Consider the following 24,347-nt stretch of genomic DNA (forward strand, 5'->3'; position numbering starts at 1 on the left):
CCCATGCTCTATCAGAAGAACTATTTCTCCGCCCTCACCGGCAACCTGAGCACCCGCAGCGAGCGGGCCGCCCAGGGCCTGCTCAGCCTCGGCAATCCGCAGCTGCGGCAGTTCCTGCATGATCAGCTGACCGCTGCCCCCGGCACTCCGGGCGCCTGGCTGGCCGACCCAGTCTTCGAGCCGACCTTCGGCTGGCAGGAAAGCTCTGAAACCATGAGTTCGCTGGCCGGCGGTAACCTACTACACCGACGCCTTGCCGAAGCCATGGCGGCCCCGCCCAAGGAGCCCCATGATCTTGCAGAGGAATATGCCTTCCCCAGCAATCGCCATCCTTTCACCCACCAGTTGGCGGCCTGGGAGATTCTCAACCGTCCCGAGCCGCAATCACTGGTGGTGACCAGCGGCACCGGCTCGGGCAAAACCGAGTGTTTCCTGGTACCGGTCCTCAGCCAGCTGGCCAAGGAAATCGACGCTGGCGAAGACCCGGAGGGTGTCCGCGCCCTGTTCATCTACCCTTTAAACGCCCTGATCAACTCGCAACAGAACCGCCTGGATGCCTGGACCCACGGATTCGGCGGACAGATTCGCCATTGTCTATACACCGGTGCCCTGGAGAACGAACGCAGGAATAGAGACCAGCAGTACGATGGCCAGGTGATCGACCGCAAGAGCCTGCGCGCCAGCCCGCCGCAACTGCTGGTGACCAACGCGACCATGCTGGAGTACATGCTCATCCGCAAGGATGACGAGCCGATCCTGCAGAAGTCGGCCGGCAAGCTGCGCTGGATCATTCTGGACGAGGCGCACACCCACATCGGCTCCCAGGCCGCGGAGATGGCGCTGCTGCTGCGCCGGGTGATGCTGGCCTTCCAGGTCAAGCCGCAGGATGTGCGCTTCGTGGCAACCTCGGCCACCTTCGGCTCGGATACCCAGACCATCGAGAGCCTGCGCACCTTCCTCGCCGATATCGGCGGAGTGGATCCGCAGCAGGTGCATGTCGTGCAGGGACATCGGGATATCCCGGCGCTGCTGAACGCCACCCTGGTTGCCGAGCAGGACACCCCTGAAGCCATCGGCGCCATCGAGGCGGACCAGGAACAGTCGGCGCTGCGCTACCAGCGTCTGGAGGCCAGCCCCACCGCTCGGCGGCTGCGCGCCCTGTTCATGCCTAATGGCCAGGTGAAACCACAAAGCCTGCAAGGGCTGATCCGTGAGTCCGGTCTACCCTCGGCGCAGGTGCTCGCCTGGCTGGATCTGCTGTCCGGCACCAAGAGTGCCGAAGGGCTGTCCTTCCTGCCGCTGCGCGCACACCTGTTCCATAACGTGATTCCGGCAATCCGCGCCTGCGTGGACCGCAACTGCAGCCACAAGGCCGGCACCGCGCTGGCACATGCCGACTGGCCGTTCGGCATGGTCTATCTGGAGGAGCGGACTCACTGCCGCTGCGGCGCGCCGCTGATGCCACTGGTGTCCTGCGAGGAGTGCAACGAGAGCTTCCTGCAGGCGGCCACCAAAAGCAGTAGCAGTGCTCTGGTCGATCCGACACAGCAACAGGACGACGAGTTCGCTCTCGAAGATGAAGCCACGGAGGCCGATGATCAGACCAAGGATAAGGATACTGTGTCATCCATCCAGATCCTGATCACCAATCGCGCCGTCAAGAAAGGCAGTGCCGACTTCCTCGATCGCGCCACTCACCGACTGACGCCCAATCGTCCGGCGGATGGTGGCATCGAGCTGCAGCTCTTCCGCACTGCCAAGAACGAATGCCCCTGCTGTGGCGCCAATATCCAGGGCCGCAGCCTGCTGCGCCCCGCGCGCATCGGTACGCCCTTCACCCTCAGCACGGTGATCGGCACCCTGCTGGAGTTCTGCCCGCCGGATCCGATGCCGACCGGCAAGCCGTTCCAGGGCCGCAAGCTGATCTCCTTCACCGACAGCCGCCAGGGCACCGCACGGATTGCCGTCAAGCTGCAGCAGGACTCCGAGCGCAACCGGATTCGCGGGCTGATCTATCAGCGCCTGCTGCAGGCACAACCCGTCAATGGACTGTCCGCAGAGGACTTGCAGGACCTGCAAGACCTTCAAACAGCAGAGCGATTGAGTCGTATCGAGCAAAAGCACTTGCAATCCTTGCTGGACATGCAAGCTGAAGCGGCCAAAGGCGCGGAAATCAGCTGGACCGACATGGCCAACCATCTGGGCGGCACGCCGGAGCTGCAGATGGGTATGCTCGACTACTACAACAACCTCGCACCGAACACCTTCGGCCCGCAGGGTAGTGTCGCCCTGGCCAACATGCTGCTGGCCCGCGAGTTCTATCGCCGCCCGAAGCGTGCCAACAGCCTGGAAACCCTCGGCCTGGTACAGGTCTGCTATCCCAAGCTGGACAGCATCACCAGCAAGCCCATGGCCTGGCCCAAACATCTGGATGTCGACACTTGGCGCACCTACCTGAAGGTGCTGCTGGACTTCTTCGTCCGCGAAAACACCCTCCTGAACATCGACAAACGCTGGCAGTCGCTGATCGGCGCACGCATCAGCCCCAAATGGGTCGTGGCGCCGGTCCTGGGGGAAAAGCCTGAAAAGCTGCAAAGTCGCTTTGCCCGCTGGCCATCCGTCAATACCGTCAGCAGCCTCCAGTCACGGGCCATCCTGCTGCTCTGCAAGGCATTCAACTGGTCAACCGCGGCCCATCAGGACCAGATCGACTCGATCCTGAGCGAAGCCTGGCGGGTACTGACCCAGCAGGCAAAGCTGCTGATTTCGTCAGGCGACGGCTATCAGCTCGACCTCAAGGACCTGAGCTTCCGGCTGCCCGAAACGGTCTACCTGTGCCCGGTATCGCGGCGCTTCATCAACACCCCGTTCGAGCAGCTCAGTCCCTATACGCCACGTACCGACCGCGAGATGGTCGTCAAGGTGACGCCCTACACCCTGCCGCGTCCGCCCGAGGCGCTCCTGCATGTGCCGGGTGATGAGGGCCTGCTGGCGATCCGCGCTTGGCTGAACAGCGAGCCGCAGATCCAGCAGCTGCGCAAGGACGCGCTCTGGTCGGACGTCATGGACCGGATCATCGAGGGGGGCCACTACTTCCGTGCCGCCGAGCACTCGGCACAGCAGCCGAAGAGCAAGCTGGACAGCTACGAAGGCCTGTTCAAGACCGGCAGGCTGAACCTGCTGAGCTGCTCGACCACCATGGAAATGGGCGTGGACATCGGCGGCATCAGCGTGGTGGCGATGAACAACGTGCCCCCGCACCCGGCCAACTATCTGCAGCGTGCCGGCCGTGCCGGGCGCCGCCGCGAGGGACGCTCGCTGGCCCTGGCCGTCTGCAAGAACACCCCGCACGACCAGAGCGTGTTCAACAACCCGCTCTGGCCGTTCAACACGCCCATGCGCATGCCCAAGGTGTCCCTGCAGAGCCCCGATCTGGTACAGCGCCACGTCAATGCCTGGCTGCTGTCGCACTGGCTCAAGCACGTGGTCGCCGCCCAGGAAATCAAGTCGATGACCGCCGGTGCCTTCTTCCTCGACGGCGAACTGCCTATGTCGCTGGCCGCGCGATTCTGCCTGTGGTGCGACAACCAGGCGGTCGATACCGAAACGCTGGTGGGACAGGCCCTCAAGGACATCACCCGCCGCAGCTTCCTCGATACCACCCCGCAGCCCGAGCTGTTCAAGCACGCCAGCCGCCGCATGAAAGAGATCATGCAGGCATGGCAGCAGGAATACTCGGCCAGCGAAGCCCAACTGCAGCAGATTGCCGACAAGAAGGCCGCTGCCTACCGAGCCATGGAGGCACAGCTCAGCCGCATCGAGAAGGAGTACCTGCTGAGCGAGCTGGCCGACCGGCGCTTCCTGCCTGGCTACGGCTTCCCGACCGATATCGTCAGCTTCGACAACCGCTGCATGCAGACCCTGAAGCAGGAGGAAGGCGACAAGCGCGAGGACAACCGTGCACGCTACCGCTCGCTGGCTTCCCGCGACCGTATCACCGGCCTGCGCGAATATGCGCCGGGCGCCGAACTGGTCATGGATGGGCTGGTCTACAAGTCCTCCGGCATCACCCTGAACTGGCACGCTCCCGCCTCTGCCGAAAACGTCAAGGAGCTGCAGCTGTTCAAGAAAGCTTGGCACTGCAATAAGTGCGGTGCCAGCAACACGGCCATCAACCCCGGACGGGAGATCAACTGCCAGGCGTGCGGTGAGCCGATCAAAGATGAAAATATTCGCGAATATCTGGTGCCCTCCGGCTTTGCCGTGGACTTCTTCGACGAGCCGCACAACGACATCAGCCGCCTGCAGTATGTGCCGGTCAATGCGCCCTGGCTGAACGTACCGGCCAGCTGGGTCTGCCTGGCCAACCCGGCACTCGGCCAGTTCCGCGCCAGCCAGCAGGCGCAGCTGTTCAACTACACATCGGGCGCCAACCAGAAGGGCTTTGCCATCTGCCTGGAGTGCGGCAAGGCCGAGCCGATGCTCAGCCACCCTGACGGCTCTGCGCCAGCGAATGAACAATATCTGCCGGCTGCCTTCCGCCAGAAGGCGCAGCACCGCCGCCTGCGTGGCGGCAGGAGCGACGACAGGGACAACATCTGCCCCGGCAGCCACAACAGCTGGAAGATCAAGCAGAACGTCCACTTGGGCCATGACAGCCTGACCGATGCGCTGGAACTGGTGCTGCGCAACCCTTCCAGCGGCGAACTGCTCAACGACGACGTCACCGCCTATTCGATTGCCGTGGCGCTGCGCGAAGCGATTGCCGCCGATCTGGGCATACAGAGCGAGGAGCTGGGCTGCGACAGCCACCCGATCAAGGTCGATGGCCAGCCAACCCGCGCCATCCGGGTGTTCGACCTGCGCAGCGGTGGCTACACCACCCAGGCCGCGGAGCGGCTGAATGAAGCCAGCCTGTGGCGAAAGGTCATCGCCCGTCTGGACAGCTGCAACTGCTCGCATGCCTGCCAGAACTGCCTGCTCAGCTTCGATACCCGCTTCGAGGCCGAGCGCCTCAATCGTCATGTCGCGCTGGAGTGGATCAATCAGACTTGGCTTGCCGGCCTGGCGCTGCCCGCCGAGCTCGCTGTCTTTGGTCCGAAAAGCCAGGCAGAAATCGCCACTCTACAGGAAGCGGTCGAAAGAGCGATTACTAGGGACGACAACGCGAAGACCGTAGCCATTTACTTCACTGCACCCGCCGAAGAGTGGGATCTTGCTGTCGCACGCCGCCTGAGGCATCAACTGCATAGTTGGGAAAGCGTCGGACACCTAGTGCAATTACATTTACTGGAAAGTACCGTTTCCAGCCTGCCAAGAGACCAAAAGGAATGGTTGGCAAAGCTAGCCTTCAACGGAGTACAGATATGCCTACACAATTCCATACCGGATCTCGGGGCGCTGGCACTCAATGTCTCACTGCAAGGCCCACAAGGCTGCATTGCCTGGGCTAGCGACAATACGAACCTGGCCGCACCTGGCCACACATGGGATCTAGCGGAGGCCGGTGCACGGATCATCCGAGGCACCCCCTCCGACCTCAAGGCAGAGCGCATCTTGAATGCTGCCGATCTCATGCCGGCCCCACCCCCTGGCTTGATCAAGATCGAGATCGGCAATCAGCTGGATGGCTCGCTCGACAACTTTGCTCGTCGGTTCTGGGAGCACCTAGGTACTGAGGCCAATGGCCTGATTAATGATGCCCTCACAGGCAAGGATCCAATTACAGAACTGGTTTACAGCGACCGTTACGTATGCAGCCCGCTAGTTGTGAATCTGCTGGTCAGCGTGATCCACGAGCTCGGACGGCTGAGTGATGCAGATTTCTCTATCCGAATCCTAGGCCGACAATATCAGCGGGAAGACAATCGCTCGCCTTGGCAGTGCCGGCATGACTGGCACTCAGCTCGCGAGCGCGATGAGGCCCTCCGCCAGGCTCTGGCGTACTGCGGCCGCGAGGGAGAGGTGCTAAGCCTGCCTACCTTGCCGCACTACCGCCGGCTACAGCTTAAGCTGCGCTCCGGTAATCAACTGACCATCCAGTTTGATCAGGGGCTTTCGTATTGGGAAGCCGAGCGCAGCGAAAAGTCTTACCAGCTCAGGTTCGACTTTACATCACGCGAGCTTGGAGAAGAAATCATGGAGCGCATCAGGTGTAAAGTTTCGGCGGCTGGGGAGGAAAACACTCAGATATTCCTCTCTTCCTCTTGAAAGCGGCTCAACTGGTATAAGTATCGGAGGCAATTGCCCAAATTTCAGAACTCCGATACGCACAGTAGCGAAATAAGCCCCTGTTCAATGCAAATTTGGACAGGGTCTCTTACGATTTACGGATTACCAGCCATCTGTCGAGCGTAATGGCGATCGCTTAGGTCTTTCTTGTGGTCAGCCTTGACCCAGCGCTCAGGCCTATTGCAGTTAGCGCAGGTCAATATCTGCTTATCAGGGCTGAGGTTGTATAGGCGGCTCTCAGAGCCAACTTTGACCTTCAATCCAACATCTGAGACCTCGAACCCTGGTACTTCCTGTCCTATGCGATCCATGGATTCAAATCGGAACGACCAGCGTTTAATCTGACTTTTGCGCCAGATAGTCATGATGATCAAGGGGTCTTGTTTCGTTGTCCTCTGATAAACCCAATCCCCTTCATAGGGACCTAGTTTGGCGGCTTCTTCGTCTCGCTTGGCCTGCTCATAAATTTGCTCCTGCATCTTGAGCAGTTCGGCATTTAATGCTTCTTCATCCTTGAGTGCTTGGTCTTTCAGCATCTGCTCTACGTCATAGGGCCCTTGAGGGTCATACTTCCAAACCGATGCGTCATTGATGCCAAGCACCTTGCAGTTGAGACAATCGACACTCTGCTCATCTACATTTCGCGTGAGGGCCAAGCGCTCGGAACTATTAACATCATCAAGGAGTAACTTTTTATTTTTTACTGAAATATTCATTTTAACCAGCGGCTTGATGCGACCGTCGTTCACATCCTCTCCAAATATCTCGGCCTCATCACCGTGAACGTTGAGAACCATTACCCTCTCGCTACCGGGTATCTTATAACGATACGCACCTGTGAAATCCTCACTGCCGCAACCAGCAAGAATAGAGCCAGCAAGAGCTAATGAAACAAACCTAGGAAAGTTCCGCATAAAATCCTTTACGGTAAATCACATAATCAATTACGTACGCCTAGACTGACGACTGTGGGAAAGCTAATCAGCCACATTGCCCTGCTATTAATCGAACCTTAATGCTGTAGTCCATATGGCGTTCAGTTTCATGTAGATCCTTTGGCTTAAAGTCTCGTCGAGAAAAATTAACAATCTCCGAATCAGTGAACCCATACTCCTGCATTCTTTCCAACGTGCACGAACAGAGCGCAGGTGAGGACCCGCGAGCCTTGGAAGCAGCCTCGCATCTTTTAACAAGTTGCTGAACCCCAGTTTCGCCAGCGAAGGCTCCTGATTGCAAAAAAAATGCAAATGACACATAAGCAGCTATGCCAATAATCCTCATATACTTTTAACATCCTTCTATTTAACTGCTTATTTATCGAAAATTAATTGTTTGCACTGAATTACAGCCGATTACGAAGACGGCATGTAGGAAGGCAGCCCTGCAGTTCGCTGGGGTGACGTCATGCCATGAGGTCACGTTTTACCAAATTCACAATATACTGTGAAGACCAGAGATGGCGCCGCCCAGATAGTCCTCCCTTTTGGGGAGTCATCTGTGGAAGTCGGATTGGCGTTCGGAAAGGTCCTGCGCAGACGGCGTGTCGAAGCAGGATTAACCCAGGAGCAATTGGCCCATGAGGCGGAATTGCAGCGTAACTACGTCAGCCTGATGGAACGGGGCATCAACCAGCCAACGATCACCACCCTGATCAAGCTAGCTAACCCCCTGGGCTGCACCGCAGCAGAGATCGTCGCCGAGGTAGAACAACTCGTTGTCCCAGCCAGGGACATGAGCCAAAAGCCATCCGTCCAGCATCGGCAGGTCACGCCAAGCGCCAGAGTTTTCCACCAGCAAGACCGCTCGCAAGGGACCTTCCAAGGTGAGGCCATCCAGGAAGGCCCGCTCCGGGATCGGTGCTTCACCAAGAAAACGGGCAAGCTTCCATAGATCCAGGACACCCTGCTCGGTCTGTGCCACCAATCCACGCGGTGGCCGCAAGCGTAACAATCCGTCGTGGGCATTGATCAGCGTGGCATCGACGATCGTGCCTTGGCGCAGCGACAGCCCTCGGTCGCCCAGATAGCCATTGATGACAGCCAAGATGCCGGCGGCTAGTTCGTGCTTCTCCAGCAAACGACGGAAGTTGAGGATGGTGGTTTCATCGGGGATACGCTCCAAGCTCAGCCCCGCGAACTGGCGCAGGATGGTGGTCTCGTACAGCGCCTCTTCCATCGCTGGATCGCTGTAACCGAACCAGTTTTGCATCAGGTGCACGCGCAGCATCGCCATCAGCGGATAGGCCGGACGACCGCCTTCACCCTTGGGATAATGCGGCTCGATCAAGGCAATCAAACCCTTCCACGGCACCACCCGATCCATCTCGATCAGGAACAACTCTTTGCGGGTTTGTTTGCGCTTACCGGCGTACTCGGCGTCAGCGAAGGTCATCTGCTTCATGGGGAAACTCAGCGGGTGGAATCCGGGTCTTTTGCCAAAATCTGGAAGTCTTCTTCAGAGTTTCCCTAGCATTAAGCTGGGCGCGACAACAGACGTCTAGTTGGGCGGCACCTGAAGGTTTCGACCAGCCACATAACGGCCTAGGTCAATCGACGGGCAAGAATAGAATGTCTCCTATAGTCCGCTAGTGTGCGCTCTCTTGCTTGGATGGCATTACGTTCTGGCCCAACGTTACTGTAGCGAATCCGCAGCAGTATCAATCAAAGCCTCCTGTATCCCGCGTGAAGAAAGACGCTACGTTGCGCCCGTTCTTCCACGGCTTCGCTTGCCGCCCCGCTACGGCAGATTCGAAGTATTCATCGAAATGTCATCCTTTAGAAGCAGTGCGTTAACAAGGAATTTCTACCCTTTGCATCGCGAACCGCAATTGTGCGGCCAGCAATATTGCGAAAGGTGATCAAATGACGCCCCATCCGATACAGGACGCCGTGCTGCGGGTCGACCGGTTGAGCGTCGTCTATCCAGGCGGCGTGACAGCCCTACGCGATACCTCGATTGCATTTCGGCGTGGTGAGTTCACCGTGCTGCTTGGTCTCTCGGGCGCAGGCAAGTCGACCTTGCTCCGTAGTCTCAATCGACTCGTCACGCCCACTGGCGGCAGTGTCACCAGCGAACTCGGTGAGCTCGGCAGCGGCTCGGCCTTGCGTCAGCATCGTCGGCGTACCGCCATGATCTTTCAGCACCACCAGCTAATCGAACGTCAAAGCGCACTGGCTAATGTGCTTACCGGTCGGCTGGCCTTTCACAACACGCTCCGCTCGCTGTTTCCTCTGCCGCGTGCCGATCAGGAGATTGCGCTCAGTTGCCTCGCTCGGGTCGGTCTGGCAGACAAGGCGCTAAGCCGGGTGGACAAACTGTCCGGTGGCCAGCAGCAGCGGGTAGGCATCGCGCGTGCGCTAGCGCAACAGCCGGCGATCATTCTGGCCGATGAGCCGGTAGCCAGTCTCGACCCGGCCACTTCGGTCCGTGTTCTCGGATTGCTGCGCGACATCTGCAAGGAAGACGGCATCACCGCCATCGTTTCGCTGCATCAACTCGAATATGCCCGCCGCTTCGCCGATCGCGTCGTCGGGCTGGCCGATTCTCAGATCGTTTTCGATGCCGCGCCCTCGGAACTCACCGATGCGCAGCTTGAGCGCATCTATGCAGGCCGCTCTACGACTCAGCCAGCGAATGCTCCGGCTGAACCACCTGTCATGCTCGAATCTTCACTGGAGATGTCCCGATGAAACGCTTATCCGCGCTCTTATTGACTTGCTTGCTGTCCGCTGTTTCAAGTTTGTCCGCCCTAGCGGCCGATGCCGATCCGGATGTGCTAAAGGTTGCCCTGCTTCCGGACGAAAACGCCTCCGAGCTGATCAAGCGTAACCAGCCGCTGAAGGATTATCTGGAAGAGCATCTGGACAAGAAGGTGCAGCTGATCGTAACCACCGACTATTCCTCGATGATTGAGGCGATGCGCTTTGGCCGTATCGACCTGGCGTATTTCGGTCCGCTGTCCTACGTCATGGCCAAAAGCAAAAGCGACATCGAGCCCTTCGCTGCCATGGTCATCGACGGCAAGCCGACCTATCGCTCGGTGATTATCGCCAATGTGGCGTCAGGCGTGAATGAGTATGCCGACCTTAAGGGCAAGAAGATGGCCTATGGTGACCGGGCATCGACGTCCAGCCATTTGATTCCCAAAACCGTGCTTCTTGAGACGGCCGATTTGACGGGTGGGCAGGACTACGAACAACATTTTGTGGGCACGCATGACGCCGTTGCCGTCAACGTGGCGAACGGCAACGCCGATGCGGGTGGGCTGTCGGAGGTAATTTTCAATCACGTAGCCGAAAGTGGCCTAATCGATCCGAGCAAGGTGAAAGTACTTGGTTACAGCGGCGAATACCCCCAGTACCCCTGGGCGATGCGCTCGAACCTGAGCCCCGAGCTGAAAACCAAGGTGCGGGATGTATTCGTCGGTATCGACGATCCCGAAGTGCTGCGCAACTTCAAGGCCGAGGCCTTCGCGCCAATCACCGACGCCGACTACGATGTGATCCGCAACATGGGATCGCTGCTCGGCCTCGACTTCGCCACGATGTGAGCACCGATATGTCTACTCATTACGACGTGCAGGCGCTGCCTGCAGAGCAACGCGAGCACATCCTTCGAGGCTTCGGCCTCGGTTGGTGGCGCCAGCTGGGGCAGGTGGCGATTGTATTCGGAGTGGTGCTGTTGGCCTGCTGGTACGTGGGGCTGCTCGATGCCACCACGCTGCTGAACGGGCTGCCCTCCATCGCGACCCTGGCAGGCGAGGCCATGCCGCCAGACTTTTCGGGCTATCGAAGCTGGATTCGCCCCTTGATCGACACCTTGGCGATGAGCATCGCCGGTACGGCCATCGCAGTGGTGTTCTCGCTGGTGGTGGCCTTCGTTGCAGCGCGCAATACGGCGCCGCACCCCCTTGTGTTCGGTGTTGCCCGGGTGCTGCTCAATGCCCTGCGGTCGGTGCCGGAGCTGATCATGGGCATCATCTTCGTTGCAGCCGTAGGGTTCGGCGCCTTGCCGGGCGTGCTTGCCCTGGGTCTGCATTCGGTCGGCATGGTCGGCAAGTTCTTCGCCGAGGCCATCGAGCACGTCGACGAAGCGCCGGTGGAAGCCGCTCGGGCGGCGGGGGCTACGCCGATGCAAGTGCTGCTGCACGCGGTTTTGCCACAGGTGACGCCGCAGTTCGCCGACGTGGCGATCTACCGCTGGGAATACAACTTTCGCGCCTCCACCGTGATGGGCATGGTTGGCGCTGGCGGTATCGGCTTCGAACTCATGGGCTCGCTGCGCATCATGCAGTACCAGGAGGTTGCAGCAATCCTGCTGGTCATCCTGGCCATGGTCACGCTAGTAGACGCCTTCAGTGGCGTGCTGCGCAAACGTTTCAAATAGGACAAACCATGCTGCCGAAACTCGTTATAACTCACCGAGTACACGATGAGATCCTGCAACTGCTGGCGCCACATTGCGAGCTGATGACCAACCAGACCGACAGCACGCTGACGCGCGAGGAAATTCTGCGCCGCTGCCGCGATGCTCAGGCGATGATGGCGTTCATGCCCGATCGGGTCGATGCAGACTTTCTTCAAGCCTGCCCTGAGCTGCGTGTAGTCGGCTGCGCGCTCAAGGGCTTCGACAATTTCGATGTGGACGCCTGTACTGCCCGCGGGGTCTGGCTGACCTTCGTGCCTGATCTGTTGACGGTCCCGACTGCCGAGCTGGCGATCGGACTGGCGGTGGGGCTGGGGCGGCATCTGCGGGCAGCAGATGCGTTCGTCCGCTCTGGCGAGTTCCAGGGCTGGCAACCACAGTTCTACGGCACGGGGCTGGATAACGCTACGGTCGGCATCCTTGGCATGGGCGCCATCGGACTGGCCATGGCTGATCGCTTGCAGGGATGGGGCGCGACCCTGCAGTACCACGAGGCGAAGGCTCTGGATACACAAACCGAGCAACGGCTCGGCCTGCGCCAGGTGGCGTGCAGCGAACTCTTCGCCAGCTCGGACTTCATCCTGCTGGCGCTTCCCTTGAATGCCGATACCCAGCATCTGGTCAACGCCGAGCTGCTTGCCCTCGTACGGCCGGGCGCTCTGCTTGTAAACCCCTGTCGTGGTTCGGTAGTGGATGAAGCCGCCGTGCTCGCGGCGCTTGAGCGAGGCCAGCTCGGAGGGTATGCGGCGGATGTATTCGAAATGGAAGACTGGGCTCGCGCGGACCGGCCGCGGCTGATCGATCCTGCGCTGCTCGCGCATCCGAATACGCTGTTCACTCCGCACATAGGGTCGGCAGTGCGCGCGGTGCGCCTGGAGATTGAACGTTGTGCAGCGCAGAACATCATCCAGGTATTGGCAGGTGCGCGCCCAATCAACGCTGCGAACCGTCTGCCCAAGGCCGAGCCTGCCGCATGTTGAATCCGGTCTGGCTGAAGAGCCTGGTAGCGATCGTTCAAACAGGCAGTTTTCAGAGCGCGGCGAGGGCGTTGGGGCTGGCCCAGCCGACGGTGTCGCAGCACTTGCAGAAGCTTGAAGAGCAGGTCGGCGTAACGCTGGTGCAGCGCAGTCGTAGCGGCTGCCAGCCTACCACACGGGCGCTGGCCTTCATGCCGCATGCGACCGCCTTGCTCGACATGCACGCCCGGGCGCTAGAAGCCCTGCATGGCAATCGTGAGCGCGTCGGGGCCAGCTCCAACATCGGCACCTACCTTCTCCAGCCATTCGTGCGCAACTATCTGACGACCGCAAATGAGAGGGGCGAGGTGGATCTGCGCATCGCCGCCAACCCGGATGTGGCCGACCAGCTACTGGCGGGCCAGCTCGACGCCGCGATCATGGAATGGTGGCTACCTCACCCCGACTTCGAACACCGCCTCTGGCGGGTCGAGCCGCTGGTGCTTATCGTCAGCCCCGACCATGCGCTGGCTGAAGCAGGGTGCATAGAACGTGATCGTCTGGTGGACCTGCCGATGCTGGGAGGTGAACCGGGTAGCGGTACCGGACGGCTTCTGACCGAATACTTTGGCGAACTGGGCGTGCCTCGCAGCGGTATGCAGCTAGGCAGCACCGAGGCAGTCAAACAAGCAGTGAGGGCGGGACTCGGCGTGTCGTTGGTGATGGCTTCCGCAGTACAAGACGAAGTTCGCAGTGGCGCGCTGGTAGCTCTTCCCATCCCGGGGCTTGAAAAGCGTCTCCAACTGATCTGGCGCAAACCTCCCGGAAATCTGCACCCGCCGGGATTTGTGCGGCACTTATTGGAGGAGGCAGATCTAGCTGGATAAGGTGATGGATGGTTGCGATCCAGCGCTTGGCTTGTCAGCCTAGGGAAACTCTGAAAAAGACTTTCTGATTTGGCAAAATACCGCGACCCCACCCACCGAGTTTCCCGATGAAGCAGATGACCTTCGCCGACGCCGAGTACGCTGGCAAGCGCAAGCAAACCCGCAAGGAGTTGTTCCTGATCGAGATGGATCGGGTGGTGCCGTGGAAGGGCTTGATTGCTTTGATCGAGCCACATTATCCGAAGGGTGAAGGTGGCCGTCCGGCCTACCCGTTGATGGCGATGCTGCGTGTGCATCTGCTGCAGAACTGGTTCGGCTACAGCGATCCAGCGATGGAGGAAGCGCTGTACGAAACCACGATCCTGCGCCAGTTTGCCGGGCTGAACCTGGAGCGCATCCCCGACGAAACCACCATTTGTTGGCGCGAAACGGCAACAGACCCTAGCAGCCTGTTGAAATTCGCCGCGATGATTACGTCCACTGCTTCTGGCAGCAGCGGTCGCGCTCGTTTACTTCCCGTTTAGGGCGCCAATCGATGGAAATAGCCCGATTTGGTGTGCTCCAGGCGCACCTTCCCCGTCAACGCGCTCATGCCATTGAGCCTGTAGCCAGCAACTTCGGCAGACGCACCAGGTTGCTTGCCGCCATGGCCAGCTGGAACAGCGCGTCGACACGCTCAAGTCCGCGTTGCTTCACCTGGCGCAGGCCTGCCGCCGCCTTGAGCCAGCCGAAGTGGGTTTCGATCCAGGCGCGAATCTTCAGGCTCAGACCATAGCCGGCGTGGCGCGTGGTACGGCCATCGATGGCGCTGCGACGACCATTGGTGTTCTGCGCAACATGGGGTGTCACGCCGAGGGCACGACAGGCGGCCACGAAGTCTGCCGTGTCGTAAGCCTTGTCCGCAGCCAAGGTGCGTCGACGGCGACCACCCAGCTTGCTCAGCATCGCCAGCGCGGCTTCGCGTTCGCCACGACCACCGGCCAGAGTCACATGAGCACTGCGCACCAGGCCACTGCGGTGTTCCATCAGCACATGCCCCATGTAACTCAGCTGCGCGCCGGTGTTGTGGCTCTTGCGGTACAGCCGGGCATCCGGATCGCTGGTCGAGGCGTGGGTGTCGTTGCTGCGCTTGTGCCCCTTGAAGTCCGGCTGGGCATTGCGCGGGCCGGGGCCCGGGTCGTCTGGCGTATCGTCCTTGGGACGGAAACTCTTCTGAGAGGCCCAGGCTTGCAGCAATGTGCCGTCGACCGAGAAGTGCTCATCCGAGATCAGCCCCTGCTTCTCCGCCAGGCGTACCACCTCGCTCAGAAACTCGGCGGCCACTGCCTGGGCATTGAGGCGGTCACGATTCTTCGAGAAGACCGAGTGATCCCACACCGGATCATCAATGGCCAGGCCGACGAACCAGCGGAACCGCAGGTTGTAGCCCAGCTGTTCCATCAGCATCCGCTCGCTGCGCAGCGAGTAGAACAACTGCAGCAACTGCGCCCGCATCAGCTTCTCGGGGGCGATCGAGGCGCGGCCGGTGTCGGCATACAATGTGTCGAACAGGGCGCTCATCCGCTGCAGAGCGGTGTCTGCCAGCTTGCGGATGGCGCGCAGGGGGTGAGTCGCTGGCACGAAGTCATCGAGCTTGGCGACAGTGAACAAGGATTCCTGAGTGATATCGGCGCCACGCATGGAAATCGGGGCTCCCGGCAGATTGGAGCCGATATCGTAAACCTTACACGGCAAAGTCAGACAGACCGTAGGCGAATTTCAATGCGCTGCGCGAAGCGGTGCTTGCCCAGCGCGTGATCCATGCCGACGAAACCCCGGTTTCGATGCTCGCGCCCGGCGAGAAGAAGACCCACCGTGCCTACGTCTGGGCCTACAGCACCACGCCCTTCGCCGATCTGAAGGCCGTGGTCTACGACTTCAGCCCCAGCCGTGCCGGCGAGCATGCGCGCAATTTTCTTGGCCAGTGGAATGGCAAGCTGGTCTGCGACGACTTCGCTGGCTACAAGGCCAGCTTCGAGCAAGGCATCACCGAAATCGGCTGCATGGCTCACGCCCGCCGCAAGTTCTTCGATCTGCACGCGGCGAACAAAAGCCAACTGGCCGAACAGGCGCTGCACTCTATCGCTGGGCTGTACGAAGTCGAACGCCAAGTGCGCGACATGAGCAATGAAGAACGCTGGCGAATACGGCAGGAAAAGGCTTCACTGCTCCTCGACGCACTACATGACTGGATGCTGGCCCAGCGTGATCTTGTGCCCAACGGCTCAGCCACGGCGAAAGCTTTGGATTACAGCCTCAAACGCTGGGTAGCGCTGACGCGCTATCTGGACGACGGCGCCGTGCCCATCGACAACAACCAAGTCGAGAACCAGATCCGCCCGTGGGCTCTAGGTCGCTCCAATTGGCTGTTTGCCGGGTCGCTACGCAGCGGCAAACGGGCGGCGGCAATCATGAGCCTGATCCAGTCGGCGCGGATGAATGGGCATGATCCGTATGCCTATCTCAAGGATGTGCTAACGCGACTGCCGACACAGAAGGCCAGCGCTCTGGCCGAGCTGCTGCCGCACAACTGGGTATCCGTCGGCAAGGTGTAATGCCCGTTCGCTTACAAAGCGCAAAAGCCGAAATCTAAGCCACTGCCTGAGTAATCAGGCGATTAACCAAATACACATCCAAGCCTTCACTGCCGCCTTCACGCCCGTAACCGCTTTCACCCACACCGCCAAAAGGTGTTTCAGCAAAGGCCAACGCAAAGTGATTAATGGCAAGCATGCCGGTGATGAGCTCGTCGCTTAGCCGATGACAGACTGCGAGGTTGTGGCTAAAGGCGTAGGCAGCAAGACCAAAGGTTGTGTTGTTGGCCAGCTCAATTGCCTCATCCACCGAGTTAAACGGCGCCAGCAGCGCTAGTGGACCAAAAGGTTCTTCCATCCACGCGCGGGCGTTTTCTGGAACGTTGGTTAACACGGTTGGCGCAAAAAAATAGCCGGAGTCTCTTAGCGGCCCTCCACCGGTTAGGACGGTAGCGCCTTTGACCTTGGCATCGGCGACTAAGTCGGCGATTTGCGCGCAGCGCCGTTGGTTGATTAGTGGGCCCATTTGTGTGGTTGGCTCTTGGGCTGCGCCAATGGTTATACGTTGTACGGCCTCGACAAATGCCTGGGTGAATTCGGCAAAAACACTTTGCTGGATATAAAAGCGGGTAGGCGAGACGCATACCTGCCCTGCGTTACGGAACTTGGCCTGTGCCAGCTTTTGTGCGCAGTCGAGGATATCCACATCCTCGAATACCAGAACCGGAGCATGTCCGCCGAGTTCTAGAGTGCAGGGTTTGACGTTCTGTGCCGCTTGGGTGGCGATCAGCTTGCCAACCGGCACGGAGCCTGTGAACGAGACTTTGCGAATAATCGGTGAGGCAATCAAATGCGCAGAAATCTCAGCCGGCCGGCCAAACACCAACGCCAGCACTCCGTCAGGCAGGCCGGCGTCTACCAGTGCCTGCACCACCCCAATCAGCGCGCCCGGCGCTTCTTCTGGCCCTTTCAAGATAATCGAACAGCCAGCCGCGAGGGCCGGCGCGAGTTTGCGTACAGCTTGCGAGGCTGGAAAGTTCCACGGCGAAAATGCGGCCACCGGCCCTACCGGATCACGCCGAACCATGTTGATCACTTTGCTGTCGCGTGCCGGCACCAGACGACCACAAGCGCGTCGCCCTTCTTCGGCGTACCACTGTAAAAGCTCGGCGCAGGAATTTATTTCCATGCGTGCCTCAGGCAGGGGTTTTCCTTGCTCAAGGCTTAAGGTCTGCGCTAGCGACTCAAGGCGCTCACGGATCAGTCGCGCCGCCTCAAGCAGTACATCCGCGCGCTTTATTGCGGGAGTTTTGCGCCAAACGGAAAAGCCCCTGGCGCAGGCGTTTAGGGCTATATCCAAGTCTTCGATTTCGGCAACAGCCACTTCATTTACCGTTTGGCTGGTTGCGGGGTTATCCACTGCCAGCCATGCATCTTTTTGGCCTGAGCACCAATGGCCGTCAATAAACAAAAGATGCTTGTGCGAAGACTCAGGCATAGCAGCTACTCCTTGGGTACGTTTATCGCGTTAGAGCGGTTCAGGGCGTAATCCATACGCACCCCAGAGATATGGTGGCGCAGTAGGTCGGCTACGGTTTGCGCATCGCGCATGGCGAGAGCATCCAGAATGGCTTCGTGTTCGCGCTGGAACACCAGCCAGCGCTCGCGGTTAAAACGATGAGCTTTAAGACGCAGCCAGGCCGGGTTGTTGCGCATGCGCGCAACCTTGCGTCCGGACTCGATGAACATGGCGTTTTGTGTGGCGCTGTAGAGCATTAGGTGGAAGTCGCGGTCGATCCTTTCCACTTCATCCCAGCTGGTGGCATGTCGGCCTGCTAACAGCTCACCGCGAATCCTGTCAATTTCAGCATCGCTCAATTTGAGCACCAGCAAATCAGCCAGGGCCGGTTCCACTGTCAGCCGAAACTCAATCAGCTCAGCGGGCGTAACCAGGGATTCGTTCCCCGGCTCTCCAAGCGGCTCATGCCCGGGAAGGGCGATCAGAAAAGTACCGCGTCCGACGCGCCGCTCTAGCAGCCCTTGCTTCTCAAGGGTGTTAAGGACATCGCGCACGGTGGACCGCGAAAGGGTTGAAAATTCAGCCAGGTCACGCTCATTTAAAAGCCTGTCTCCGACTTTTAATCTGCCGGTGCGCATCGCCCCCAAAAGCTGGCTCAGCAGCTGCTCTTTGGAGTTGACTGCGGTGATGCCTAAGACATTGTTTCCACCTGAACCATTTGCACCAATTAAGATTTCAGGCAAACCATTCATACCAATGTGCTCTTGTGAATTTTTTCAGTGGAGCCAGCATATAAGTGGTTGCCAGCAAGAGCAAGGCAAGGCAAGATCAAATCCAGGTCTAAATGCTGAATAAAAAAACAAACCAATAAGACCAATTGATTGCCTTAACGCTGCCCAATCGTCTTCATGCTTATCCTGACTTTGGAGAATGCTTATGTTGAAACGACTGGCTCTGAGTTCTTTGGCCGCTCTTCCCTTGATCAGTACGCAGGTGGCTGCTGAGGAAGTTAAAATTGGCTTTACCGCAGCCCTGTCAGGGGATTTTGCGGCATTTGGTTTGAACATCCGCAAGGGGCTAGAGATTGCCCTGACTGAACTCAATCAGACTTCGGACACCACCTTCAGTCTGACTTCGGCTGATGACCGTGGTGAGGCTCGCGAAGGTGTTTTGATTGCACAACGCTTTTGCTCGGATGAGTCCATTGATGTAGTGATGGGCTACTCGTTCAGCTCTATTGCACTGGCTGCAGTTCCGGTGTTTGACCGCTGCAAATTGCCGGTGCTGGCCTCTGCTGTCACCAGTCCTGATTTAACTGGTGCCAGTGCGTACTTCCGCCGCAACGTGATGACCGATGCAACCCAAGGGCAAACCATGGGGCGTTACGCCACGGAAAAGCTGGGCTTTAAGCGCGTTTATATCCTCAACCAGCAAGATGACTATGGTATCGGCCTATCAAGCGCCTTCAGTGATGCTGCGGCGAAAAACGCTGAGATTGTTGGTCAGGAAAGCTACCTGCTGGGCACCAAAGACTTTAAAACCCTGCTGATCAAGGCGCGTGCTGCCAAGCCGGACGCGATCTTTATCGGTGGTTTTTATTCTGAAGCAGCAAAAATTGCCGAACAGGCACGCGCCTTGGGAATCAAGGTTCAGCTCCTAGGCAGTGACGGATCGCTCAACCCTGATTTGATCAGTCTGGGCCGCAGCGCGGTGGAGGGCATGATCGCCTACGGAATGTTTGATCCGTCGGTTTCCACCGAGACCACGGCCCCCTTTATCGACGCCTACCAAAGCGCCTATGGCGAGCAGCCCAATGCTTGGGCGGCCCTTGGCTATGACGCCGGTAAAACTCTGGCCGCAGCGGTGACTCAAGCCAAGAGCCAGGGCGCACTCACCCGTGAGTCGCTTAATGAGGCCTTCTCCACCATCAAAGATATTCCGGGCGTTACTGGTCCAACGACCTTTGAGGCTAGCGGCGATCGCGTGGGGTCTTTGTACTTCTTGCAAGTCAAAGACGGCGCGTTTCGCTTAGCCGACACCCAGTAAACCTCAGGGCGGTCTAGCCGCCCCATTTGCCGTGCGGCTGCGCCGCTGCTTTCGTGCAACACAGATGGGTTTGCCATGGAATACTTTGCTCAGCTTTTGCTTAACGGCCTGACCATTGGTGCGATATACGCACTGGCGGCCGTAGCCTTCAGTCTCGTCTACGGGGTGGTGCGCATGGTGAACTTCGCCTTTGGCGAGTTCTTCATGTTGGGCGCCTTTATTACCGTGAGCTTGATGCTCGACCAGATCAGCCTGTTTGGAGTTTCGGTGGCGATGCCGCACTTCGCGCTACCGTTGGCAGCTGCTTTCGGAATTGTTCTGGCTGGAATATTAGGCGTTGTGGTGGATCGTTTGGCCTACCGGCCACTGCGCAACGCCCCGCGGTTGGCGCCTTTAATTACCTCTATCGCAATCTCTGTGCTGCTGCAAAGCGGGGCGCAAAGTATCTGGGGTGCTGAAGAGCTGCGCTTCCCGGAAAACCCGCTTTCAGAGATGGAAGTGATCGTCTTGTTCAACTCGCTCTATCTCACTGTGCCAGAAGCATTAACCATTATCGTGGCGGTTGTGGCGATGCTGGGGTTGCACCAGTTCGTGGCGCGCAGCCGCCTTGGTCGGGCGATGCGGGCTACGGCTGACAACAGCACGGCTTCAACCTTAATTGGCATCCCGGTAAACCGCATTATCGCCATCGCCTTTTTACTTGGCTCAGGTTTTGCCGCTCTGGCGGGGATTCTTTACGCGCAAACCTACGGCTTTGCCCACGCCACTATGGGCTTTATACCTGCGCTTAAAGCGCTGACCGCAGCGGTTTTGGGCGGCATTGGCAGCATTCCGGGTGCTGCGTTGGGCGGGTTGTTGCTGGGGATGATGGAAACCTTGGGTGGTGGTTACTTGCCGAACGGCAACGCCTGGAAAGACGCCATCAGTTTCAGTGTGCTGATTTTGCTCCTGTACTTCCGCCCGCAAGGCCTGCTCGGCCGGCCGGAAACCGTTGCTGGTGAGCGTGGAAGTTTGTTGGGCAACAGCCCGCAAAGCGGCTGGTTGATGGCTCGCGTTGAGCACCTGCTAGGTAAATTCGCCAGCCCAAGTCCTTGGCTGATGATCGCTCTGGTGGCTGTTGCAGCTAGTCTTGCCTTCGTCGTGACCAGCGACTACTGGCTGCGGATTTTAATCTTCGTGCTGATCTACGGGATGCTCGCCAGCGGTCTGAACGTGGTGGTGGGCTTTGCCGGTTTGCTGGATCTGGGCTATGTCGCCTTCTGGGCGGTGGGCTCCTATTTCACCTCAATCATCTTCATTCTGGTGATGCGCCAGGGCTTCGGCATTGAATCTGCTGAGGTTTGGTGGCTGATGTACGCCAACTTCATCGTCGGCGGTGTACTCGCAGCGCTGGCTGCAATGTGTATCGGCTACCCGACGCTAAAGCTGCGCGGCGATTACCTGGCCATCATGACCCTGGGCTTTGGCGAGATTATTCGCATCGTGGCTATCAACTGGGTGGATCTGACCCGGGGGCCGATGGGCATTCGCGATATCCCGTTGCCAAACCTGTTTGGTTACGAGTTGGCCAGCGCTCAGGCCCAATACCTTTATGCGTTGGCGCTGGCGGCCTTGGTGGTGTTCGTGATTGCTCGCATTGTGCGCTCCCATGTTGGTCGGGCATGGGTGGCCATACGTGAAGATGAAGACGCTGCCGAAGCCATGGGCATCCCGACCTCGCGCTACAAGCTATATGCCTACGCCTTCGGTGGCTTTATTGGTGGACTGGTTGGCACCTTTTATGCCCACAGCCAGCAGTACATCAGCCCTTTCAACTTCAGTCTGTTTGAAAACATTCTGCTGCTGATGCTGGTTGTTCTGGGCGGGTTGGGTACTTTGATTGGTCCCTTTATCGGCGCGTTGATTTGGGTGGTGTTCCTGCAGCTGGCGCTGGATTTGCCCTTTGTTGAAGCCTTCCCTGAAGCGCGTTTTGCCCTTCTGGGCCTGTTGTTGATCCTTTTGATGCTGTACCGACCTCAAGGACTTGCCGCCAAAGCGCGGGTCAAGCTGGTGGCGCAATGAACGCCCTGCTAAATGCTCAAGGTTTAAGCGTGACATTTGGTGGCTTGAAGGCGGTGGACGGGCTGGATATCAGTATCCGGGAGGGCCATATACATGCGCTTATCGGTCCCAATGGTGCGGGTAAAAGCACTGTGGTCAATGCCCTGTCTGGTTTCGTTAAACCGACAGCGGGGTCATTGACCATCAGCGGGAGTGAAGTCTGTGGGCGTGAAGCCCATGTGATCGCCCAGGCAGGGCTGGCCCGCACCTTTCAAAACATCCGTTTGTTTGGTGCGATGAGTGTCTTGGAAACCGTGTTGGTCGGTGCCCACCGGCACTTTGACGCAAACCTCTGGCACCTGCTGTTTTTACGTCGGGCGCTGCGCGTGCATGAGGCACAGATGGTTGAGCAAGCCAAAGCACTTCTGCGCTTTGTCGGTCTGGATGAAAGCTTTGATGAGCGTGCCCCCACCACCCTTGCCTACGGCCATCAGCGCCGGGTAGAGATTGCCCGCGCGCTGATCTCACGCCCCCGTCTTCTGCTGCTGGATGAGCCCTTGGCGGGTATGAACCTGGCCGAAAAGGAAGAGCTGTCGGCCCTGATTAAACGCATCCGTGACGACGGCACCAGTGTTCTTTTGGTCGAACACGATATGAGCATCATCCATGGTCTAGCCGACCGGATCACGGTGCTCTACCACGGGCAAAAACTGGCTGAAGGCAGCGTGACCGAAGTCTTCGCCAATGAAGCCGTGCAAAGCGCCTACTTCGGCAAACAAAAGGTGAAAGGAGGCAAAGCATGACTGCGCCATTAATTCAGGTCGATAACCTGTGCGTGCGTTATGGCGCCGTTGAAGCGTTGACCGATATCAGTCTGGCGGTGATGCCCGGTACGATCACCAGTCTGGTCGGCAGTAATGGTGCAGGTAAAAGCACCACTCTGAAAGCCATTTCAGGGCTGGTGAAACCGATCAGCGGCAGCATCCGCTATATCACTCACGACCTTTTGAAGTTACGCGCTGAAAGCCGCTCCGAACTGGGCATTGCCCATGTACCGGAAGGCCGGCTGGTGTTTGCCAGCATGACGGTCACCGAGAACTTACTGCTGGGCGCCTACATTCAGCGCGACAAGCGCGCCATCGACCGTGATATCGACGAGCTGCACGAGCTGTTTCCGATCCTGAAAACCCGCGCCAAACAACTCGCCGGCACCCTCTCCGGAGGAGAGCAGCAAATGCTTGCGATTGGCCGGGCGCTAATGTCGCGCCCGCAATGCCTGATCCTGGACGAGCCAACCATGGGGCTGGCGCCGCAGATGATTGACCGGGTGCTGGAAGCGGTAGCCAGTATTCGCGACAAGGGCATCACGGTGCTGATGGTTGAGCAGAACGCCCTTGAAGCAATTGCCATTGCTGACAGCGCGTACGTGCTGCGGCAGGGCCGTCTTGTCTACCAAGGCTCCGGTGCAAGTCTGGATGCCGACCTTTTAAAACAACTGTATCTGGGCGGCGGTGCCGCTACACCTGTGACTGGAGTTGCATGATGACGATCCACTCTGCGAAGTACCTCTGGAGCGGCACTGAACTGGGCGAGGCCCGTGCTCTTGCACCGCACTACTACACCAGTGAAGAAATCTTCAAACAGGAAGTGGAGCATATCCATTTAAAGAACTGGTTCTTTGCCGCGCGTACCGATGAGCTTGCCAGCTCGGGCGACTACCGCTCCATTGATACCGTGGGCGGGCCGGTGCTGCTGACCCGTGATGAGCAAGGCGAGCTGCACGCCTTTGCCAACTTTTGCCGTCACCGTGGCTCGATTCTGCTGGAAGGCTGCGGTAACCGTCGCAACATCCTCTGCCCCTATCACGCCTGGAGCTACAAGTTGGATGGCAGCATGATGCGGGCGCCCGGGATGGCTGATGTTCCGGGCTTTGATCCGGAACATAACGCGCTGGTGCCGATTCGCATGAGCGTGTGGCGCGGCAATATCTTTTTAAATTTCGACGACAACGCGCCGGATTTAATGACCCATCTAGGTGACTTTGATGAGCTGGTCGGGACCAACAAATTAGAGGATATGGTCTGCGTTTGGCGCAAAGACATCATCGCCGAATGCAACTGGAAGCTGCTTTTGGAAAACGCAATGGAGACCTATCACACCGGGATCGTCCATGCCAAAACCGTAGGCGCGCAAAATAGCCTGACCTTTGCAGCCAAAGGCGAATGGCACGCCATTCAAGTGCAGTCGTTGATGACGAGCGCAGTCCTCGACAAAACCCAGGACGCGCCTTTTCCGCAAATTGAAGGCCTGAGCGAACAGGCTAAACAAGGCACTTTCTTCACTCTGGTCGAGCCCACTACCCAATTCTGCTGCGCTCAAGATTGCATGTGGTGGCTGGTAGTAAGGCCGATTGCGGTGGATCGTACGCACTTGTCGGTGGGCGGCTGCTTCCCCAAACACTTGCTGGAGCTGCCCGACTTTGAAGAGCGCGCTCAGCCTTACTACCACCGCTGGGGCACAGTAGCTCTGGAAGATGTTGGCATCCTGGAAAAACAGCAAAAAGGCCTGAGTTCGGTTCGTTATACCCCGGGGCACTTGTCGTGGCGTGATGATGTGGTGCATGACATGAACAACTGGCTGTTGCGTCATCTGCCAATTGCCAAGGGATAAA

Annotated in this window: 16 protein-coding genes and 3 pseudogenes; 14 read left to right on the forward strand and 5 right to left on the reverse strand. The window is 58.7% G+C overall.

Annotation, left to right across the window (positions count from 1 at the left end):
- The first annotated feature begins 3 nt into the window (after positions 1-3).
- Positions 4-6,210, forward strand: coding sequence for a DEAD/DEAH box helicase (locus B3361_RS10890; RefSeq protein ID WP_054881254.1), 6,207 nt, complete (start codon positions 4-6; stop codon positions 6,208-6,210).
- A gap of 116 nt (positions 6,211-6,326) precedes the next feature.
- Here the strand turns inward: B3361_RS10890 and B3361_RS10895 are convergent, their stop codons facing one another.
- Positions 6,327-7,028: a hypothetical protein gene (locus B3361_RS10895; protein ID WP_082422839.1), complete on the reverse strand. Its 702-nt coding sequence runs from the start codon at positions 7,026-7,028 to the stop codon at positions 6,327-6,329.
- Positions 7,029-7,728: 700 nt separating this feature from the next.
- On the opposite strand from B3361_RS10895, the gene B3361_RS10900 reads away from it, so the two are divergent.
- A complete protein-coding gene (locus tag B3361_RS10900; RefSeq protein ID WP_223656455.1) occupies positions 7,729-8,121 on the forward strand; it encodes a helix-turn-helix domain-containing protein in 393 nt (130 codons plus the stop codon).
- Positions 8,122-8,190: 69 nt separating this feature from the next.
- Here the strand turns inward: B3361_RS10900 and B3361_RS10905 are convergent.
- Positions 8,191-8,631, reverse strand: a pseudogene (locus tag B3361_RS10905) (IS5-like element ISPre1 family transposase); the annotation flags it as partial.
- Between the two features lie 461 nt (positions 8,632-9,092).
- Here B3361_RS10905 and phnC point away from each other — a divergent pair.
- From phnC to B3361_RS10935, 6 genes and pseudogenes are all read left to right on the forward strand, one after another.
- A complete protein-coding gene (phnC, locus tag B3361_RS10910) occupies positions 9,093-9,920 on the forward strand; it encodes a phosphonate ABC transporter ATP-binding protein (RefSeq protein ID WP_054881256.1) in 828 nt (275 codons plus the stop codon).
- Positions 9,917-10,780 carry a phosphate/phosphite/phosphonate ABC transporter substrate-binding protein gene (gene phnD / locus B3361_RS10915; RefSeq protein ID WP_054881257.1) on the forward strand — a complete coding sequence of 288 codons (864 nt, stop codon included), beginning with the start codon at positions 9,917-9,919 and terminating at the stop codon, positions 10,778-10,780. The genes phnC and phnD overlap by 4 nt, the downstream gene beginning before the upstream one ends.
- A gap of 8 nt (positions 10,781-10,788) precedes the next feature.
- A complete protein-coding gene (gene phnE / locus B3361_RS10920) occupies positions 10,789-11,616 on the forward strand; it encodes a phosphonate ABC transporter, permease protein PhnE (protein WP_010466252.1) in 828 nt (275 codons plus the stop codon).
- 8 nt (positions 11,617-11,624) lie between these two features.
- A complete protein-coding gene (gene ptxD / locus B3361_RS10925; RefSeq protein WP_003118429.1) occupies positions 11,625-12,635 on the forward strand; it encodes a phosphonate dehydrogenase PtxD in 1,011 nt (336 codons plus the stop codon).
- The gene (locus tag B3361_RS10930) at positions 12,629-13,498 is read left to right on the forward strand and encodes a LysR family transcriptional regulator (RefSeq protein WP_010466239.1); all 870 of its coding nucleotides are present in this window, start codon (positions 12,629-12,631) and stop codon (positions 13,496-13,498) included. Before ptxD ends, B3361_RS10930 begins: the two co-directional genes overlap by 7 nt.
- A gap of 107 nt (positions 13,499-13,605) precedes the next feature.
- Positions 13,606-13,914 (forward strand): annotated as a pseudogene (locus tag B3361_RS10935) (IS5/IS1182 family transposase); the annotation flags it as partial.
- A gap of 172 nt (positions 13,915-14,086) precedes the next feature.
- Here B3361_RS10935 and B3361_RS10940 read toward each other — a convergent pair.
- The gene (locus B3361_RS10940) at positions 14,087-15,178 is read right to left on the reverse strand and encodes an IS5-like element ISPa8 family transposase (protein ID WP_054881258.1); all 1,092 of its coding nucleotides are present in this window, start codon (positions 15,176-15,178) and stop codon (positions 14,087-14,089) included.
- An 80-nt stretch (positions 15,179-15,258) separates the two neighbouring features.
- Between B3361_RS10940 and tnpC the strand changes: the two are divergent.
- Positions 15,259-16,092 (forward strand): annotated as a pseudogene (tnpC, locus tag B3361_RS10945) (IS66 family transposase); the annotation flags it as partial.
- Positions 16,093-16,126: 34 nt separating this feature from the next.
- On the opposite strand, the gene B3361_RS10950 reads toward tnpC, so the two are convergent.
- The gene (locus B3361_RS10950) at positions 16,127-17,569 is read right to left on the reverse strand and encodes an NAD-dependent succinate-semialdehyde dehydrogenase (RefSeq protein WP_033982769.1); all 1,443 of its coding nucleotides are present in this window, start codon (positions 17,567-17,569) and stop codon (positions 16,127-16,129) included.
- A 5-nt stretch (positions 17,570-17,574) separates the two neighbouring features.
- Positions 17,575-18,342: a FadR/GntR family transcriptional regulator gene (locus B3361_RS10955; protein ID WP_033982767.1), complete on the reverse strand. Its 768-nt coding sequence runs from the start codon at positions 18,340-18,342 to the stop codon at positions 17,575-17,577.
- Positions 18,343-18,526: 184 nt separating this feature from the next.
- Here B3361_RS10955 and B3361_RS10960 point away from each other — a divergent pair, with 184 nt between their 5' ends.
- The 5 genes from B3361_RS10960 (at position 18,527) to B3361_RS10980 (ending at position 24,346) form a co-directional block, all read left to right on the forward strand.
- A complete protein-coding gene (locus tag B3361_RS10960) occupies positions 18,527-19,636 on the forward strand; it encodes an ABC transporter substrate-binding protein (RefSeq protein ID WP_033982765.1) in 1,110 nt (369 codons plus the stop codon).
- A gap of 75 nt (positions 19,637-19,711) precedes the next feature.
- Positions 19,712-21,697, forward strand: coding sequence for an ABC transporter permease (locus B3361_RS10965; RefSeq protein ID WP_033982764.1), 1,986 nt, complete (start codon positions 19,712-19,714; stop codon positions 21,695-21,697).
- Positions 21,694-22,479: an ABC transporter ATP-binding protein gene (locus B3361_RS10970; RefSeq protein WP_033982762.1), complete on the forward strand. Its 786-nt coding sequence runs from the start codon at positions 21,694-21,696 to the stop codon at positions 22,477-22,479. Before B3361_RS10965 ends, B3361_RS10970 begins: the two co-directional genes overlap by 4 nt.
- Complete coding sequence (locus B3361_RS10975) at positions 22,476-23,219, forward strand: ABC transporter ATP-binding protein (RefSeq protein WP_054881259.1); 744 nt, start codon at positions 22,476-22,478, stop codon at positions 23,217-23,219. Before B3361_RS10970 ends, B3361_RS10975 begins: the two co-directional genes overlap by 4 nt.
- Complete coding sequence (locus tag B3361_RS10980; RefSeq protein WP_049878502.1) at positions 23,216-24,346, forward strand: aromatic ring-hydroxylating oxygenase subunit alpha; 1,131 nt, start codon at positions 23,216-23,218, stop codon at positions 24,344-24,346. Before B3361_RS10975 ends, B3361_RS10980 begins: the two co-directional genes overlap by 4 nt.
- Position 24,347 lies beyond the last annotated feature (1 nt).

The sequence above is a fragment of the Pseudomonas sp. UBA6699 genome, from assembly GCF_002454615.1.
GTDB lineage: Bacteria > Pseudomonadota > Gammaproteobacteria > Pseudomonadales > Pseudomonadaceae > Aquipseudomonas > Aquipseudomonas juntendi.

Coding starts and splice junctions, on each gene's coding strand:
- B3361_RS10975 (WP_054881259.1), top strand. CDS start 22,476: ATGACTGCGCCATTAATTCAGGTCGATAACCTGTGCGTGCGTTATGGC.
- B3361_RS10960 (WP_033982765.1), top strand. CDS start 18,527: ATGTTGAAACGACTGGCTCTGAGTTCTTTGGCCGCTCTTCCCTTGATC.
- B3361_RS10940 (WP_054881258.1), bottom strand. CDS start 15,178: ATGCGTGGCGCCGATATCACTCAGGAATCCTTGTTCACTGTCGCCAAG.
- B3361_RS10955 (WP_033982767.1), bottom strand. CDS start 18,342: ATGAATGGTTTGCCTGAAATCTTAATTGGTGCAAATGGTTCAGGTGGA.
- B3361_RS10970 (WP_033982762.1), top strand. CDS start 21,694: ATGAACGCCCTGCTAAATGCTCAAGGTTTAAGCGTGACATTTGGTGGC.
- phnE (WP_010466252.1), top strand. CDS start 10,789: ATGTCTACTCATTACGACGTGCAGGCGCTGCCTGCAGAGCAACGCGAG.
- B3361_RS10895 (WP_082422839.1), bottom strand. CDS start 7,028: ATGGTTCTCAACGTTCACGGTGATGAGGCCGAGATATTTGGAGAGGAT.
- B3361_RS10890 (WP_054881254.1), top strand. CDS start 4: ATGCTCTATCAGAAGAACTATTTCTCCGCCCTCACCGGCAACCTGAGC.
- B3361_RS10980 (WP_049878502.1), top strand. CDS start 23,216: ATGATGACGATCCACTCTGCGAAGTACCTCTGGAGCGGCACTGAACTG.
- ptxD (WP_003118429.1), top strand. CDS start 11,625: ATGCTGCCGAAACTCGTTATAACTCACCGAGTACACGATGAGATCCTG.
- B3361_RS10965 (WP_033982764.1), top strand. CDS start 19,712: ATGGAATACTTTGCTCAGCTTTTGCTTAACGGCCTGACCATTGGTGCG.
- B3361_RS10950 (WP_033982769.1), bottom strand. CDS start 17,569: ATGCCTGAGTCTTCGCACAAGCATCTTTTGTTTATTGACGGCCATTGG.
- B3361_RS10930 (WP_010466239.1), top strand. CDS start 12,629: ATGTTGAATCCGGTCTGGCTGAAGAGCCTGGTAGCGATCGTTCAAACA.
- phnD (WP_054881257.1), top strand. CDS start 9,917: ATGAAACGCTTATCCGCGCTCTTATTGACTTGCTTGCTGTCCGCTGTT.
- phnC (WP_054881256.1), top strand. CDS start 9,093: ATGACGCCCCATCCGATACAGGACGCCGTGCTGCGGGTCGACCGGTTG.